This is a genomic window from Methylobacterium sp. CM6244, from assembly GCF_054817885.1.
In genome coordinates this window covers 3,983,084-3,996,171 of sequence record NZ_CM139247.1, presented here as the reverse complement: position 1 = coordinate 3,996,171, position 13,088 = coordinate 3,983,084, and the positions used below count along the sequence as shown (strand labels likewise).

Sequence of the window (13,088 nt, the reverse complement as noted above, 5' to 3'; positions counted from 1 at the left end):
TCGAAGCTGCCGGCGCTGCCTCTCACGCTGCCGCTTTCCCTTGGTGCGAGCCATGGAGTTCTCCCTTGGAATCGGATGGGGTGCGTTTGTGGCTCAGGCCACGAACTGGCGGAGCTCGTCGTCGAACATCAGGGACACGTCCCCGATCTTGCCGGTCTCGTGGAACTTGACCTTGCGGATGCCGACATTGGCGATGCGGTCGTGCGGCGAGGCCCGGTGGATCACCACACCGATCTCGGCCTTGTTCGCCCAGGTCGCACCGTCGGCGATGTCGTAGAGAGACATCGGTTCTCCGCTCCGGACCGAGAGGCCGGCAGACTTGGTTGGGTGAGCCACCACGACGGTGCAAACGTCGTAGCTATGCGCGAACCGCTTCAGCAGACGGATGGCTCTGTTGGTGTAATCGGCGACGTTCTCGCCGGGCCGGCGCTTGTGCTCGACCTCGTTCCAGGGATCGAGGAGGAGCATGGAGATGCCTTCGCGGACGACGGCGTCGGCAGCCCTATCGATTACCCACTGAACGTCGGCCTCGGTGTCCTCATCGTCCGGAGCAAGGGCGATGAACACAAAGTGCTCATCGATGAACCGGCGGCAGCCATCGCATTCAGGCTTGGTCCAGAGGCTGCGCGGCTTCTGCAGCATGAAACCGAGCAGCATGTTCTCCAGGATCGGCCGGACATGCATCTCGAAGGAGGCGATGGCGATCCGCCAGTTGTGGCCAGTCGCCATATTCATCGCGATCTGGGTCATCAGGGCGGTCTTGCCGCCGCCAGGAAGGCCGCTGACCACGACGAAGGCTCCGCGGTAGAGCCGCATGTGATGGTCGAGTTCGCGGAATCCGGTGGTCAGGGCAAGGAGGGGAGGGCGCTCCGGAAAGTCGGATAGCTTGTAGAGGCCTTTCACCGGGAAGGGCTTCGCCTGCTCGATGCAGGCCATCACGGCGTCGGCCCCGAAGTGCTGGAGCACCTCGTTCAGATCCTTCACCGGCCGGAGCACGCCGTCTGCATCCGCCACGCAGGGCTCGGCTGGATAGCTGACGAGGCAGCAACGGGAGCGGCCGAGCCGGCGGGCCAGTTCCTGTCCGAGGCGGCGGCCCGGCTCATCGTTGTCGACGGCAAGGACGAACCGCTTCACCCGCTTCAGGCGGTCCCAGTTGTTGAAGACGTAGCGGTACTTGTCGTCGTGTTCGGGCACGACGTCGTCGGCATTGTCCGGCACCTCGACGAGGTTGCCCTGCTCGTCCCGTGCTGGAGGGGCGCCGTCGGGCACGGAGACGCTGAAAGGGTGACCAGACTGAACGGCGGCGACCGTGTCCAGTTCGCCCTCGGTGATGACCACCGGTGCCTGACCGTTCTGAACGGCCGGGTCGTCGAGTACGGCGACGTTGAAAAACGTCTTTCGAGCACCGGCACGCTGCCAGAACCGTTTCTTGCCAGCAGTGTCCCGCCCCCGGTACTTGGCGTTCACCTCCTCGCCGCCGTCGAGGTACGGGAAGACCAAGATGTTGCCGGAGGCGTCAGGAACCGGATCGCCACCCTGAGCGCGCTTGGCGCTGTAGATCCCCAAACGTGAGGCGATCTCGCTGTCGAGGGCCCGGCTTTCGAGCCAGGCGATTGCCGTTGGATTGAGGGTCATCGCTGAAATACTTCCCGCCGCTCAGATCGCAGTTGAGGCATCGAAACCCGACGCCACCGGCGTCGATCGTGACGCCCAGGGAACGGCGTCGGCGGTTGGCGGCGTGCTTGGCGGTGACCGAGCATTGAGGGCAGATCGCGTAGTGCCGGCCGGGGGATGTCGACCGCAGGACGATCCCGAATTCGCGAAGGATCTCATCGACCGATCTCACGGCACGTAGCCGTAGGGCTTTGGCCGCGGCGCCTCGGCCTTCGCCTTGGCCTCAAGTCTGAACCGCTCTGCCGCGAGCCGCGCCTCCCGTTCTCGCTTGGCCAGGGCACCGGGGACGGCAAAGAACCAGTTGGCCTGCTCGCCGGCCCAACCGGTCAGCCCGGTGAGCTCGGATCGAAGGCTGATGTTGGGGAACGCCGCCTCCCATTTCAGGAAATCGGGCTGGGTCAGCCGGATGACGCCGCTCTCGAAAAAATACCGGCTCGCTCCCGGCACCGATCGCGAAGCGGCGGTGCGAGTGTCAGTCTTAGGTTTTTCAGGAAGAGGCTCAGGTGGTTCTACCAGAGCTAGTTCTGTATCTGCCTCTGTCTCTGTCTCTGTCTCTGTCTCTGGGGGCGTCACGCCGCCGTCGCGTGACGTCACAATATCGTCTCCGTGACGTTTCTTCTCTCGATAGCGACGTGTCCGTGACGCGGACGTATCGCTCTCAAACTGGCGGTCCGCCCATTTTCCTACCCTCGAGTCGGCGAGCAGTCCGCTTGCTTCCATCTGGTCGAGAATCGCTTGAACCTCGGCCGTCTCGCAGGACAGCACGTCGGCAATGCTATCTGCATCGATCGCGAACCGTCCGCCCTCGTTCACCTCCGCAGCGCTCTCCAGCAAACAGCACCAAACGAAGACAACACGTTCTCGGGAAGCCTTTGAGCGGCGCGCAACACCTCCGAACTTTGGATCGGTGGTTAGACCCGCGTAATGGCGAAACCAGCGGCTCATAGCGTGTCCTCACTGTCGCTAGAGTTGCCGTCGTCGCCGCTGCCAAAGCCATAATCGAAGAGGATCACCCCCTGCCGCCCTTCCCGAGCGATTAAAGACGCCGTTTCCAGCTCAACCAATTCTGCAGCCGCGTTCGGCATCGCCAATGCGCTTACGATGACGTCCTCGTTCCACGGGAACCGCTTCGCTTCGTCCGCTAAGGTACCGAGCCCAAGAAGCAGAACACGTGCGGAGGCAGAGACCGACACGAAGGCTTCGTTTGTGAAAATGCCCGGGTGGATTAATTGGCTGCGGCGCATGGAAAGTTGTCTCTCCCGCTCCGTCCGCGTCAGGAACCATTCGCGGGCTACGCGGAGCTGATCATCTTTGATTTCGAGGAAGGGCAAGAGCGCCGGTTTAATCTTCGAGAGCCACAGGCTGCGGCTCACTCCTACCGCGCGAGCTAGCCCTTCATCGCCGGCATGGACCCACCCTCCAGGTTCCGGGGCGGTGTATGTCCAGGCTCGCGCGGCGGCACAGAGCCGAACAAGGTTCATCAAGCAGCGAAACGAGCGATCATCCAGAATCTGCACTTCAAAATCCCGCAGCATCGCGCTGTGCAGAAAGATGTCGTCCAAGCCCGGCGTAAAATCTGGATCCGAATCATCGAACGTGAATGTCATGATGGTCCTCCTCCGCGAACACGGGCTCGCAGTCTGCCATTCTCGACGGTGAGCCGCGCAAGCTCATCCTCGAGTTCGAGCTGCGTTCGTTCGTCGGATGCCAGATGCGCCCGCATGAAGGCGGTGTAGGCGTCGACCGCCGCGCGATGGTCGGCGATGTCCTCGCTCTGATGAGCGCGCCGCTTGGCGTCGACCCAGCGATCGAAAAGGGCGCTCCGATACGCCTTCACGCGCTCGGGTATGGGGGGTGACGAGACAGCAAGGGGCATCGGCCAAAGCTCCAAGGTTCGGGAGCGCCGTGTTCGGGCGTGAGGGATGAGGATGGCGAAGCGCTACGAGCGGGTCAGGCCGGCGGCGGCTGGGCGTGGGTCAGTGGGATCACCGCTCAGTGTCCCTGATCCAGGGGGCGATCATGATCGCCAGGCCCGAAGCCCAGCGCAGGATCATCCGAGCGATCCACGTCCGGGCCCGGAAGGCCCAGGGCCGCGTCGGCGGTGGCGAGGAGGGAAAGGACGGACCTGTGCTCATTGCGCGCCTGCTCCGTTGCACGAGCGTCTCGCGCTGCTTCTCTGAGGCGATCCATCTCTTCGGAGCGGATCGAGCGGGCTTCGTTGTGCCAGATGCCGCGCACCCGGCGGTCGTTCAGTCCCGTGGTGCGGGCCACACGGGAGAGCGCAGCCTTCACGTTCTCGCCGAGCCGCATGGGGCCCGCGATCAACTCCACCAGATACCGGGCTTCGGCCTGAGAGCTCATGGCGACAGCCTCGCGGCCCTTGGGTGATTTACCCGCGTTCTCGGGTGACTTGCCCAACATCTCGGGTGGCTCCTCTGGTCTTGTGATGTTCGACCACGACGGGAGACCAGAGGATGAGAAATGACGTTGGGGGTCGGAACGAAGGACTGGCTGACGGACGCGGCGCCTTGGCGGGAGAGCGCGGACGGCAGGAACAGGATGGGACGAACGGAAACGATCACGACATGGCCTCCGCGGGTGCGCGGCGGTTCGTCAGCGGCTGCAGGTCAGCGGATCTGACCCTGCCGCCGGTAACCTCCTCGATACGGGCGGCAACCCGCACCGAGGGGCCACGGGTACGGAAGCGCAGCTTCCTCACGCCGTACTCGGAGATGTCGCCGATCTTCTCGGCCATCTCCGAGTCGGACAGGTCCTCGGACCGCATGAAGTCCTTGAGCAGCATCAGGCAGCGAGCCTCCCTGCAGGGGGACGGGACAATCGACACGGACGTCCAAGCGACGAGGAAGGAAGGCCCCGATGGGCACGCCGGAAGAAGACATGTTCGATATCCAGCTGGAGAGTATCGAACGGGAGTTGGACGTCGATCTCGGTGGGGAGACGCTGGAGATCGAGTTCGCGTTCGGCCGTACTGGCTGCCGGGGGCATGCGAGGGTCAGCATCGAGGCGGATTCGGTGACCACCACCGAGATCGTCCCGTTCGGCATGAGCGACCTCCATCTGGCCTTCGCTGCCTTGGCGGAACAGACGAAGGCGTGGCGAATCGAACCGATCACACGTGGCTAATCCGGGCGAACGCCTGTGTTGTTGCGTTCCGAATCCCGCCCCCTCCGCCAGGACAATGACGCCATGGATGCTTTGAGCGAACGGCCGGCTGCCTATCGCACCGGAGATCCTGGAACGGGAGGCGCCGGCTCCGCCCCCGTGACGCGAGAAACCCTTGCGGACGCCCTGGCGGTACTGATGCTGGACTTGGCCAGTGCACTGCCCAGAGTGGATCGACGGGAGGTGCTGGAGCAACTGGCGAACCGGCTCGATGACCGGGGGCGAACACCGGACGGCAACGATGCGGCGCGCTTGCTCCACAGCGTGGGCGGCGCTCTGATGCGGATGGGATGCTGAGAGACAATAAGCCCTGAGAGACCCGGCAACGGCATGGACATTCAGCCGGTGGAACGCCGCCAGCGGGTCACGAACCGAAGCGAGGGAGCGACGAATGGACGAGGCCCGGTTCCGCGCCCTGGAGGCACGTATCGCCAATTTGGAAGGCGAGATGAAGAGCGCCCGGAACGAGATCCAGTGGGCGATCGGCCTGATGTGCGTCGTCCCGGTGGGGCTGCTCATCATTGTGAGGGCTTGGTCGTGAAGGGTTACCACCCGTGCGTTCACGTTGACCGCGGCCAAGTCGCCAATGACATACCGGCCGCAGCCTTGCTTGGGCAAGTGAGCGTATCGCTGATGCGAATGGGACCGTGAGGCCGGCATCATGCCTGAGCCTCTGCAGGCCCGCAGTCGTGCTGTCGACGCCTTCTGGGCCGCGCGCTGTTTTCGAGGTCGGCGTAGGTGATGTTCCCGAGCCGGAGCCGACCAGCCTCCTTCTCGATCTGTCGCCAATATGGCTGCGGTATCGCATTGCGCGTTTTCCAGGCGCTTACTGTACCTGCCGGGCATCCGAGCAAGTTCGCTAGCAACGCATAACCGAAGGCGTCAATGATTTCGCGAGCAGACATCATAATCGATAATCTGCGATATGCAGAATTCTCCGTCAAGCGCCATTCTGCGACTTGCAGACCACAATCTGCTTTATGAAGCCATGGAAATTTTCGATCGCCTAAAAATGGCCCGCCAGAATGCCGGGCATGCCACTGCCAAGGACGCTGCGCAGCGCCTTGGCGTTCCATATGGGACATATAGCGGCCACGAAAGCGGGACGCGTGGCATCAAGAAGGAAGACATCGAACGCTATGCGAAAGCTTTCGACGTCTCATTGTCTTGGCTAGCCTTTGGTCTGGACCTGCAGACTGGGGATCTAGCAAGGCCCGCACGGTTTGTTGGTACTGTAAAAGCTGATGGTGTGTTTTACCCAGTATCCCCAGACACCAGGGGAGATGACTTAGAAAAATTTCCACCGCTGCCATTAAGGCGTACGGTACAAGGTGTAGTATTAGTAGATGGACACGGATTAAAGGGCTTCGCAGAAGACAAATCATTGATATATCTTGATCTTCTGGATAACGAAATGACAGAAAATAAAATAGGCACTCCTTGTTTTATGACATATATTACCGATCAAACAGATTATCCTGCCATGGGATATCCATATCCCGGCGCATCTTCCGGTAAGTATAATATTGAGCGACTATTGCTGCCAACGATGCGAGATATGATTATCCACACTGCTGTACCAGTCATGGCAATAGTTCCACATTATACGGCACTTAAGCTGAAGGAGTTTTACAAACCTAAGGATCAAACCTCGTTAAACTTGAAAAATAAATTCGATATCCCGCGGTACTAACAGTCTGCAAAAAAGGGTTGGGTCTCCAAAAATCTGCAAAACGCAGTTGACCATCGTTCTGCCTTATGCAGAATATGCTTCATCACCTCACGCGGTGGAGCCGAACTATGCTCGCGAACGCCTACCCCTTCATTCCTCTCTGCGCCTTCGTGCTGCTCTGGGCGATCGGCAATGCCTTCACTCGTATGGAAGGCTGAACCATGGTCAAAGATGGAGCTTCAGACCTTCGGACGCTGCCACCAAGCAGGCACCCTGGCAGCAGCCTGCGCGTCACCAACGCGTGGGAACTGTACGCCTTCGTAGCGTCTCCAGTTTCGCCAAATCCTCTGCGAGGGCGTCACCACAATCATGGAAGCGGTAGGACGATCGAGAGCGGTCATCGCGGCGTTGTAAGCCAGTTTGTCGACGGCATGGAACGTCGGCGGCTCGTCGCCGAACAGGGCACGCATACGGCGCCCCGTATCTTTGGCGTTTTCGGCATCAAGGTCGGCGAGAAGCGCGAGAAAGCGGCGCCTCAAATCAGCATGCAGCGCTTCACGTCGGCCGAGCGCAAAGACAAGCTGAACCGCTCCCACAACGCTGGTTGCTGCGGCGATCCATCGCCCATCTACCCGTGCCCAGGGAGGCAGCAAGTCCGAGAGCGCAACGACGGTGCCCAGTCCGCTCACGAGGACAAAGAGATCCAAGGCTCGATTGATCCAGGCAAAGTGCCCCTCACGATCCTCGTGATAGCGAACGTTCTTGAGAAGACTGAAACGGCATCTCTGCTCGTCGGTCAGCGGCGGCGCGGGCTTTTCGGATCGTCCCAATCTGTCGGGCTCTTGTCCTGTTGGTTGCGTTTCCGTTCCTCCTCTATCCGCTGCCGTCGCTCCTGCTCCAGTTCCTCTCTGCGACGACGCTCCTCCTCCCGGATTCTGCGCTCCGCCTCCTCCCTGTCCCGCTCCGACATCAGCAGGAATGGGCTCGGAATCATCCGTCCGCTGGTCCATGGGGCCGGCCTCTCCATTCGTAGTCTCCAATCGGTCCAGTCGGTTGGTTGCTGCGAGGCCTGGGTTGGTTCACGGCCATCCCAGGCCACACTATTAACAACTCAGAACCTTTTGATGCGCCAGCGTAAATCGAGGGTTGTCCTCAATGCGATCAGAACTCCCGCCCGTACGGGAGGTCGCCATGCATAAGCGCAATCCTCGCATTGTTGATTTGGGCCAACCCGAATCGCGTGCGGCCCTGCTCGCTGAAGCGATCCGGCACACGGCCCACCTCGCCGGCCCGATCAGCCCCTTCGCCTTGTTCAAGCACCTGCAGGACTGGCTTGGCCTGTCCGAGGAAGAGTGCGGTGGCGAGATCAACACCATCCTTTTCCTGATGGTCCGCAGCGGCCTCTACACGTCGAACACGCACGACGTGGAGACCGGCACCGTCACCCTTGCCGCGCACACGCTTCTCACCCCTTCGGTCATGCTCACGCTGTGCATGCACGACGACCACGAGAGCGTGCCCGAAGCACCCGAGATTTAAGAGGTCACGGACGCGCTCACCGAGGCGTACGTTTCAAGCGGCCCACGCAGGTCTGAATAGCCGGCGAGGGCCTTCACCCAACCCACGGAGATGAAGTCATGGAACAGCGCCTTTGCGTTGATCGCACCCCTGTGTCTGAAGCCAAGGCAGATGGCTGCAGTACCGCCGACGATCACAACATAGACGACGCCGCCACGCGGCTGCTCACCGAGCCCTCGAAGCGGCTCTCCCTGGCCCAGGCCATTCAGGCTCACCGCAAAGCACGTGCCGCACTGGATGCTGCTGCGAAGAATACCGATACGGTAGCTATGCGGCGTGCGGGTACCGTCTTGTCTCCTACCACCTTGAAGCAACTAGAGCAGACCTACGAGACGGCCTCCGACGCTGAACAGTACGCCTCAGATATGGTCGTGCACTATCGGCCTACGGACGCGACGGAAGCGGCTTTGCAATTGCGCTACCTGGCAGATGAGCCACACGCAATTGATCAGGACGAAATCTGTACGGTCCTGAGGAACGTCGCAGATGTGCTGTATGCTCTTCCCAACGCAGCATTGGAATTGAGCTCGCGTTCTAGCATTCCAACTCCTTTCTCTGCTTTTAGTGATCTCGCTGAAGCCTGCGATTGGGCGGTGAAGCACGTAGTATGGATCAATAGTGAATGCAGCGGAAAAGGCTGGGGCGACGAGCGGTTCAACGTCGAGATCGCGAAGCACTCTGAAATTTGGGAACGTGCCATCGCGGAACCCGCTGCGTCGCTCTCGGATCTCGCAGCTAAGGCTAGACTGTTCGGTGAAGATTGGGAGCGGCACAATCCGGATGACGGGAGCCGCGACGGCCTCGACAGGATGATGGCATCCATCCTCCGTGACGTGGCGGCCCTGGAGAAAGCCCCTCTCCCGCTTGTGGATGAGCTGCTGAACGCATGGGGCGAGTGGACGAAGACATGCACGAATGGCTCAAACTCAGATGACGAGGAATCCTGGAAGTGCAACGCTGACATCCGGGATAGCCTGATCGACAGAGCGGCTGCGCTTCGTGCCACTCGCGAGAACGCACCAGCTAAGGCCATTGCGCAGGCTTGGTTAGAGTACGTCGCCGTCTGGCATGCGGATACACCTCGCGAAGGCTATGGGATTGCCGGACGCCTCTGTTTAGACATTCACGACGCTGTCGCCGGCCTCACCGAAAGTAGGCTCATCTCAGGTCGAGCCTCTAAGCCAATGCCGGGCCCACCGGATTTTGACATCGCGGGCATGAAGATCCGTCAGCTCGAAGGGCTGCATGACGTCGTGCAATTCGTTCGTGAACTTTGCTCGGCCGTAGGCTGCCAGCCACGCTGCTCGAACGAAAAGCAAGAAATCCAGCCCGCTGGTGAATTCGTCGCTTGGATCGCCGATGCCTGCGACCGCCTCGCCGACGCTATCCATTCAGAGGCACTATCGCGTCCGGACTGTGCCGACGATCCACGGCTAACTCGCCTCTCAATCCTCGCCCGTTTCATTGTCGAGAACGACGACGCCAATCAGCGGGCCGCCTTCGTTCGCGACCTCTCGGCGGTGGCCTGATCATGGCCGAGTTTCGCACTTCCACCACCACCGATATCCGTGGGGTAAATACCATCCTCCTCCGCGACGGCTCCGAGATCCGGCTGGAGGACATCCAATCCTCCGCGCAGGGCCGGGCCATCCTCGACGAGATCGATGGCGCTATCCTCGCGATCGAGGACCAGATCACCCTCGGATTCGAGAGCGATGACCCATCGTGGAAGACCCGAGCCGAGATCGCTCTCAAGAGGAAGCGTCGGAGCCGGCCAGTGCTTCAAGCCCGCATCGGCGAACTCCGGCGCGCTGAGAAGGCGTTGGCGATCAAGGACACCCACGCCAACGCGACGACGAAGGTTGATGCCAAGCGGCAAGCCTTTGTCCACGCGGCCTACGAACTCCTCGGGCACGAAACCTGTGTCGAGGTCTGGGCCCTGGCGCAGGAAAAGCAGCCCGCGCTGTTCACGGAAGGGGGAACGTCATGATCCCCCATTCCATCCAGCCGAAGCTCATCAAGCTGCTCCCGCTCCTCGGCAGCGACAACGACGGGGAGGTGGTCTCGACGGTGCGGGCGATCGGCCGGACGCTCGCCTCGGCAGACGCCGACTTCCACGACCTCACCGAATCCCTGGTGAAGGCTAAGATCGTCAACAAGCCGCTCTCCTCCGGCGAAGGGTTCAATTACGCCGACACTTACCGTGAGGCGGCCTTCGACGGTCGTGACGACACCCATCCGAGATCACCCTCCCGACGTTTCGGACTGACCGTCTGGCACCCGGAACAAGTGATTCCGTGGTGGGAGGTGGCAAAGCATTGCATCGCCGAGAGCAAGGCCCTGCCGAGGAAGGTCGGCGGCAAATTCCTGCGGCCCGATGAGGTCGTGCTGCTCAAGCGCATCGAGGCGCACGAATTCTGGCCGACCAACCAGGACGCCTCATGGATGGAGACCATTGTCGCTCGGCTTCATCAAGCCAGGGACTTCGCCAAACGCGAGAGGGCGAAGCCATGAGCGCAGCCGGCAACGCCTACAACGAGGGCTTCAAAGCCGGTGTGTCCGCGATGATCGACATGGCGCTCATCGCGGCCATCTCCATCGAAGTGCGTGACGATGCGAGCGAGGTCCGGCAACGGGCCGCTGTCGCCGCGCTGCAAGGGCTCGCCGAGGGGGCCAAGGCTACCTTCATCGATCCGCCGAACCCGCTGATCCAGATCTTCAAGATGATTGCCGACGACCCTGCGTCGTCCGGTATCCTGCCCTGCCCAACCTGTGCCGGCCGTCTGGTCTGGGCGCGCGATAGTCTTAACGGTCATCTTCACGGCCGCTGCGAATCCACGGGGTGCCTCCGATGGATGCAGTAGCGGATCCAATCCTGTCGGTGATCTCGGATCACCGCGCCGCCGACGACGCCCTGACCCTCATTCTCGAAACCCTGGATGAGGACGACGAGGAGGCGATGCGGGCCCATAATCTGGCAGTGGACCGCTGCCTCGACGCCCGCCGGGCCATGAACACCATGGTGCCAGTGACGATGGGGGGCCTCCAGGCTCTCGTCGCGCACTACGTCCGATACGAGGAATACACCGACGGCTTCGAGCGTATCGGGGCAGCCCTGGAGGGCTGTGATTCCACCTTGCGACTTTCGATGCTGTGGGTCGAAATTATCAAGCCAGAACAGGATGTTGAGGTCGCGAATCGACCCACCGTTTCTGACGTGATTTTAGCTCACCGCGCGGCATGGGACGCCTTCCAGATCGCGCCTCACGAGGATGTCGATCTTGATGCGGCCTACGAGGCGCAGGGCGACATGCAAGCCGCCTTCGACCGGGTGCTCACCACACCATGCACGACCCGTATCGAGGCTCTCGCCCTGCGCGCTCACCTTCAATGGTCGCTGGAGGAGGAAGCCGACCTCGCAGCCGACTACCAGCCGAAATACGCCATCGCAGAAGCCCGTGCGGCGGAACTCAGCATGCTCCTCAACGGAGGCGTTCCATGATGGTGCCGACCCTCGACGACGTCCGCGCCGCGTGGATGCGACTGCCAGCGAGCCAGCGCGACGAGATCGGCCTGCTCGTGGTCGACCTTGCCTTTCAGGGATACCTCTACGGCGATCTGGTACCCGAGAAAGATCAGGTTCTGCCTGACCAAGACGCGCGGGATGCGGCCGGCGATCGTGAGAACGACCGCCTCAACGAAATCCACCGCACCGTGACAGCCGCCCTGCCTGACCTATTCGGGCCTGAGGGCGAGCACCCCCTATGGGCCACCTATTCGCGCACAGCCGCGGCCTCAAGAAATCGCCCAACATCAGGCATCTGAAAAAGGCCCTTTGGTACATTGACGACGAAATCAGGCAGCTGGGGCGGTGGTAATACTGCTTACGGCGACCGTGCCAGGGCCGACTCAGCGCATTTATGAGCGGCGATACTAATTGAGGGCATCAAACATGGATCATCGCAGATACGCCGAGAATATGGGCAAGGGTATCGGATACCGGAAGGTATCTGCTGTCGATGCTGCCGGAAAAACTTACGATACGAACGACATCAATGCTCTCCTGCGTGCCATGTGCCCCGAGCGCATGGACGAGTTCAAGGCTTTGTTCCCTAGCATGAAAAGCAATTGCCTCGTCTATCGTCTCTATGCATTGGGCATCACAGGATATGCAGCTCCGTCAGCGGCCGACAGAAATGGACGAGAATATAGCGTCGAAGACATGAGGCTGGTCTTCCAGAAGCTGTACCCAAAAAAAGCCGATGCTATCGCGCTCATGTTCCCCGGCCTTACAGCCAGGGCGATCAAGGGTAGGGCGGCATATTATGGGATCATAGAAACTAGCAGGCGGGGGAAAAGGGAGTCGTGGACCATTACTGAGCTACAGGTGCTTCGTGAAAAGGCGCCGGATTATCGTGCGATCCGAAAGAGTCTTCCGCACCGCACGTTAACGGCCATTGCGGCAAAATGCAGAAAGCTCGGGCTTCAATCAACGAACCAAGGTCACTTCACATCCAAAGAAGATGACATGATCCGTCGAGGGATTGTGCCTCCGGGTAGAACAAGGGAGAGCGCGGCAATTAGGATGGGCCGGCTCGGCCTGAATGCAAACACGATCCGAAGCGTCGTATCCACTCCGGCCGAAGAACTACTTCGGAGGATCAGCTACTGTGTGCCCTGCGGCTATCCAGAGGATCGGCGGCAAGATGCTATTTATACAGTCTATCAGGAGTGCATGGAAGGTCGCTGCTCCGCTGAAATGGATGACCTGAAGAAGGCTGCCCGCAAAGCTGTAACGGCAACCTACAAGCTCCACCCAGATCGAGGCGCGCCCGTAAGCATGGACGCCAAGCTCTTCGATGACGGCAGCGCCACTGTAGGCGATCGGATCTCGTCCGACACCTTCCACTTCTAGCACCGTTCGCGTCGATGACCGGCTGACCGCAAGAAGAGCTCGGCTAACAACGTTGGCTCCTCAGGT

General features: G+C 60.9%; 19 protein-coding genes. 12 read left to right on the top strand and 7 right to left on the bottom strand.

Annotated features, from left to right (window positions below; translation table 11 throughout):
* Positions 1-93: 93 nt before the first annotated feature.
* The 6 genes from ACYQML_RS18770 to ACYQML_RS18745 all read right to left on the bottom strand — a co-directional run bounded on the left by ACYQML_RS18770 (position 94) and on the right by ACYQML_RS18745 (position 4,477).
* A complete protein-coding gene (locus ACYQML_RS18770; RefSeq protein WP_461233663.1) occupies positions 94-1,635 on the bottom strand; it encodes a DnaB-like helicase C-terminal domain-containing protein in 1,542 nt (513 codons plus the stop codon).
* Between the two features lie 207 nt (positions 1,636-1,842).
* A complete protein-coding gene (locus ACYQML_RS18765) occupies positions 1,843-2,619 on the bottom strand; it encodes a hypothetical protein (RefSeq protein ID WP_461233662.1) in 777 nt (258 codons plus the stop codon).
* Complete coding sequence (locus tag ACYQML_RS18760) at positions 2,616-3,281, bottom strand: hypothetical protein (protein ID WP_461233661.1); 666 nt, start codon at positions 3,279-3,281, stop codon at positions 2,616-2,618. The genes ACYQML_RS18765 and ACYQML_RS18760 overlap by 4 nt, the downstream gene beginning before the upstream one ends.
* Positions 3,278-3,550: a DUF837 domain-containing protein gene (locus ACYQML_RS18755; protein ID WP_461233660.1), complete on the bottom strand. Its 273-nt coding sequence runs from the start codon at positions 3,548-3,550 to the stop codon at positions 3,278-3,280. The genes ACYQML_RS18760 and ACYQML_RS18755 overlap by 4 nt, the downstream gene beginning before the upstream one ends.
* A gap of 116 nt (positions 3,551-3,666) precedes the next feature.
* Positions 3,667-4,092 (bottom strand): hypothetical protein, encoded by a 426-nt coding sequence (locus ACYQML_RS18750; protein ID WP_461233659.1) that lies wholly within the window; start codon positions 4,090-4,092, stop codon positions 3,667-3,669.
* A gap of 160 nt (positions 4,093-4,252) precedes the next feature.
* The gene (locus tag ACYQML_RS18745) at positions 4,253-4,477 is read right to left on the bottom strand and encodes a helix-turn-helix domain-containing protein (protein ID WP_056258444.1); all 225 of its coding nucleotides are present in this window, start codon (positions 4,475-4,477) and stop codon (positions 4,253-4,255) included.
* A 74-nt stretch (positions 4,478-4,551) separates the two neighbouring features.
* On the opposite strand from ACYQML_RS18745, the gene ACYQML_RS18740 reads away from it, so the two are divergent.
* The 4 genes from ACYQML_RS18740 to ACYQML_RS18725 all read left to right on the top strand — a co-directional run bounded on the left by ACYQML_RS18740 (position 4,552) and on the right by ACYQML_RS18725 (position 6,550).
* On the top strand, positions 4,552-4,818 hold the full coding sequence (locus ACYQML_RS18740) for a hypothetical protein (protein ID WP_461233658.1): 267 nt from the start codon (positions 4,552-4,554) through the stop codon (positions 4,816-4,818).
* Between the two features lie 63 nt (positions 4,819-4,881).
* Entirely contained in the window at positions 4,882-5,154 is a 273-nt protein-coding gene (locus ACYQML_RS18735) for a hypothetical protein (RefSeq protein WP_461233657.1), read from the top strand.
* Between the two features lie 94 nt (positions 5,155-5,248).
* Positions 5,249-5,398: a hypothetical protein gene (locus ACYQML_RS18730; RefSeq protein WP_461233656.1), complete on the top strand. Its 150-nt coding sequence runs from the start codon at positions 5,249-5,251 to the stop codon at positions 5,396-5,398.
* Positions 5,399-5,782: 384 nt separating this feature from the next.
* Positions 5,783-6,550: a helix-turn-helix domain-containing protein gene (locus ACYQML_RS18725; protein ID WP_461233655.1), complete on the top strand. Its 768-nt coding sequence runs from the start codon at positions 5,783-5,785 to the stop codon at positions 6,548-6,550.
* A gap of 218 nt (positions 6,551-6,768) precedes the next feature.
* Here the strand turns inward: ACYQML_RS18725 and ACYQML_RS18720 are convergent, their stop codons facing one another.
* Complete coding sequence (locus tag ACYQML_RS18720; protein ID WP_461233654.1) at positions 6,769-7,359, bottom strand: hypothetical protein; 591 nt, start codon at positions 7,357-7,359, stop codon at positions 6,769-6,771.
* 361 nt (positions 7,360-7,720) lie between these two features.
* Here ACYQML_RS18720 and ACYQML_RS18715 point away from each other — a divergent pair, with 361 nt between their 5' ends.
* The 8 genes from ACYQML_RS18715 (at position 7,721) to ACYQML_RS18680 (ending at position 13,022) form a co-directional block, all read left to right on the top strand.
* Entirely contained in the window at positions 7,721-8,068 is a 348-nt protein-coding gene (locus ACYQML_RS18715) for a hypothetical protein (protein ID WP_461233653.1), read from the top strand.
* Positions 8,069-8,166: 98 nt separating this feature from the next.
* Complete coding sequence (locus tag ACYQML_RS18710; RefSeq protein ID WP_461233652.1) at positions 8,167-9,636, top strand: hypothetical protein; 1,470 nt, start codon at positions 8,167-8,169, stop codon at positions 9,634-9,636.
* A 2-nt stretch (positions 9,637-9,638) separates the two neighbouring features.
* Entirely contained in the window at positions 9,639-10,097 is a 459-nt protein-coding gene (locus ACYQML_RS18705) for a hypothetical protein (protein ID WP_461233651.1), read from the top strand.
* Positions 10,094-10,621: a hypothetical protein gene (locus tag ACYQML_RS18700; protein WP_461233650.1), complete on the top strand. Its 528-nt coding sequence runs from the start codon at positions 10,094-10,096 to the stop codon at positions 10,619-10,621. The genes ACYQML_RS18705 and ACYQML_RS18700 overlap by 4 nt, the downstream gene beginning before the upstream one ends.
* Positions 10,618-10,971, top strand: coding sequence for a hypothetical protein (locus tag ACYQML_RS18695; RefSeq protein ID WP_461233649.1), 354 nt, complete (start codon positions 10,618-10,620; stop codon positions 10,969-10,971). Before ACYQML_RS18700 ends, ACYQML_RS18695 begins: the two co-directional genes overlap by 4 nt.
* Positions 10,959-11,609, top strand: coding sequence for a hypothetical protein (locus ACYQML_RS18690; RefSeq protein ID WP_461233648.1), 651 nt, complete (start codon positions 10,959-10,961; stop codon positions 11,607-11,609). The genes ACYQML_RS18695 and ACYQML_RS18690 overlap by 13 nt, the downstream gene beginning before the upstream one ends.
* Positions 11,606-11,932 carry a hypothetical protein gene (locus tag ACYQML_RS18685; protein ID WP_461233647.1) on the top strand — a complete coding sequence of 109 codons (327 nt, stop codon included), beginning with the start codon at positions 11,606-11,608 and terminating at the stop codon, positions 11,930-11,932. The genes ACYQML_RS18690 and ACYQML_RS18685 overlap by 4 nt, the downstream gene beginning before the upstream one ends.
* 154 nt (positions 11,933-12,086) lie before the next feature.
* A complete protein-coding gene (locus tag ACYQML_RS18680; protein ID WP_461233646.1) occupies positions 12,087-13,022 on the top strand; it encodes a hypothetical protein in 936 nt (311 codons plus the stop codon).
* The last annotated feature ends 66 nt before the right edge of the window (positions 13,023-13,088 follow it).

Bases quoted from the DNA above. Each gene is read 5' to 3' on its own strand.
- ACYQML_RS18760 (WP_461233661.1), bottom strand. From the start codon at position 3,281: ATGACATTCACGTTCGATGATTCGGATCCAGATTTTACGCCGGGCTTG.
- ACYQML_RS18770 (WP_461233663.1), bottom strand. From the start codon at position 1,635: ATGACCCTCAATCCAACGGCAATCGCCTGGCTCGAAAGCCGGGCCCTC.
- ACYQML_RS18740 (WP_461233658.1), top strand. From the start codon at position 4,552: ATGGGCACGCCGGAAGAAGACATGTTCGATATCCAGCTGGAGAGTATC.
- ACYQML_RS18735 (WP_461233657.1), top strand. From the start codon at position 4,882: ATGGATGCTTTGAGCGAACGGCCGGCTGCCTATCGCACCGGAGATCCT.
- ACYQML_RS18755 (WP_461233660.1), bottom strand. From the start codon at position 3,550: ATGCCCCTTGCTGTCTCGTCACCCCCCATACCCGAGCGCGTGAAGGCG.
- ACYQML_RS18725 (WP_461233655.1), top strand. From the start codon at position 5,783: ATGCAGAATTCTCCGTCAAGCGCCATTCTGCGACTTGCAGACCACAAT.
- ACYQML_RS18680 (WP_461233646.1), top strand. From the start codon at position 12,087: ATGGGCAAGGGTATCGGATACCGGAAGGTATCTGCTGTCGATGCTGCC.
- ACYQML_RS18730 (WP_461233656.1), top strand. From the start codon at position 5,249: ATGGACGAGGCCCGGTTCCGCGCCCTGGAGGCACGTATCGCCAATTTG.
- ACYQML_RS18710 (WP_461233652.1), top strand. From the start codon at position 8,167: ATGGAACAGCGCCTTTGCGTTGATCGCACCCCTGTGTCTGAAGCCAAG.
- ACYQML_RS18765 (WP_461233662.1), bottom strand. From the start codon at position 2,619: ATGAGCCGCTGGTTTCGCCATTACGCGGGTCTAACCACCGATCCAAAG.
- ACYQML_RS18705 (WP_461233651.1), top strand. From the start codon at position 9,639: ATGGCCGAGTTTCGCACTTCCACCACCACCGATATCCGTGGGGTAAAT.
- ACYQML_RS18715 (WP_461233653.1), top strand. From the start codon at position 7,721: ATGCATAAGCGCAATCCTCGCATTGTTGATTTGGGCCAACCCGAATCG.
- ACYQML_RS18695 (WP_461233649.1), top strand. From the start codon at position 10,618: ATGAGCGCAGCCGGCAACGCCTACAACGAGGGCTTCAAAGCCGGTGTG.
- ACYQML_RS18690 (WP_461233648.1), top strand. From the start codon at position 10,959: ATGGATGCAGTAGCGGATCCAATCCTGTCGGTGATCTCGGATCACCGC.
- ACYQML_RS18685 (WP_461233647.1), top strand. From the start codon at position 11,606: ATGATGGTGCCGACCCTCGACGACGTCCGCGCCGCGTGGATGCGACTG.
- ACYQML_RS18700 (WP_461233650.1), top strand. From the start codon at position 10,094: ATGATCCCCCATTCCATCCAGCCGAAGCTCATCAAGCTGCTCCCGCTC.
- ACYQML_RS18745 (WP_056258444.1), bottom strand. From the start codon at position 4,477: ATGCTGCTCAAGGACTTCATGCGGTCCGAGGACCTGTCCGACTCGGAG.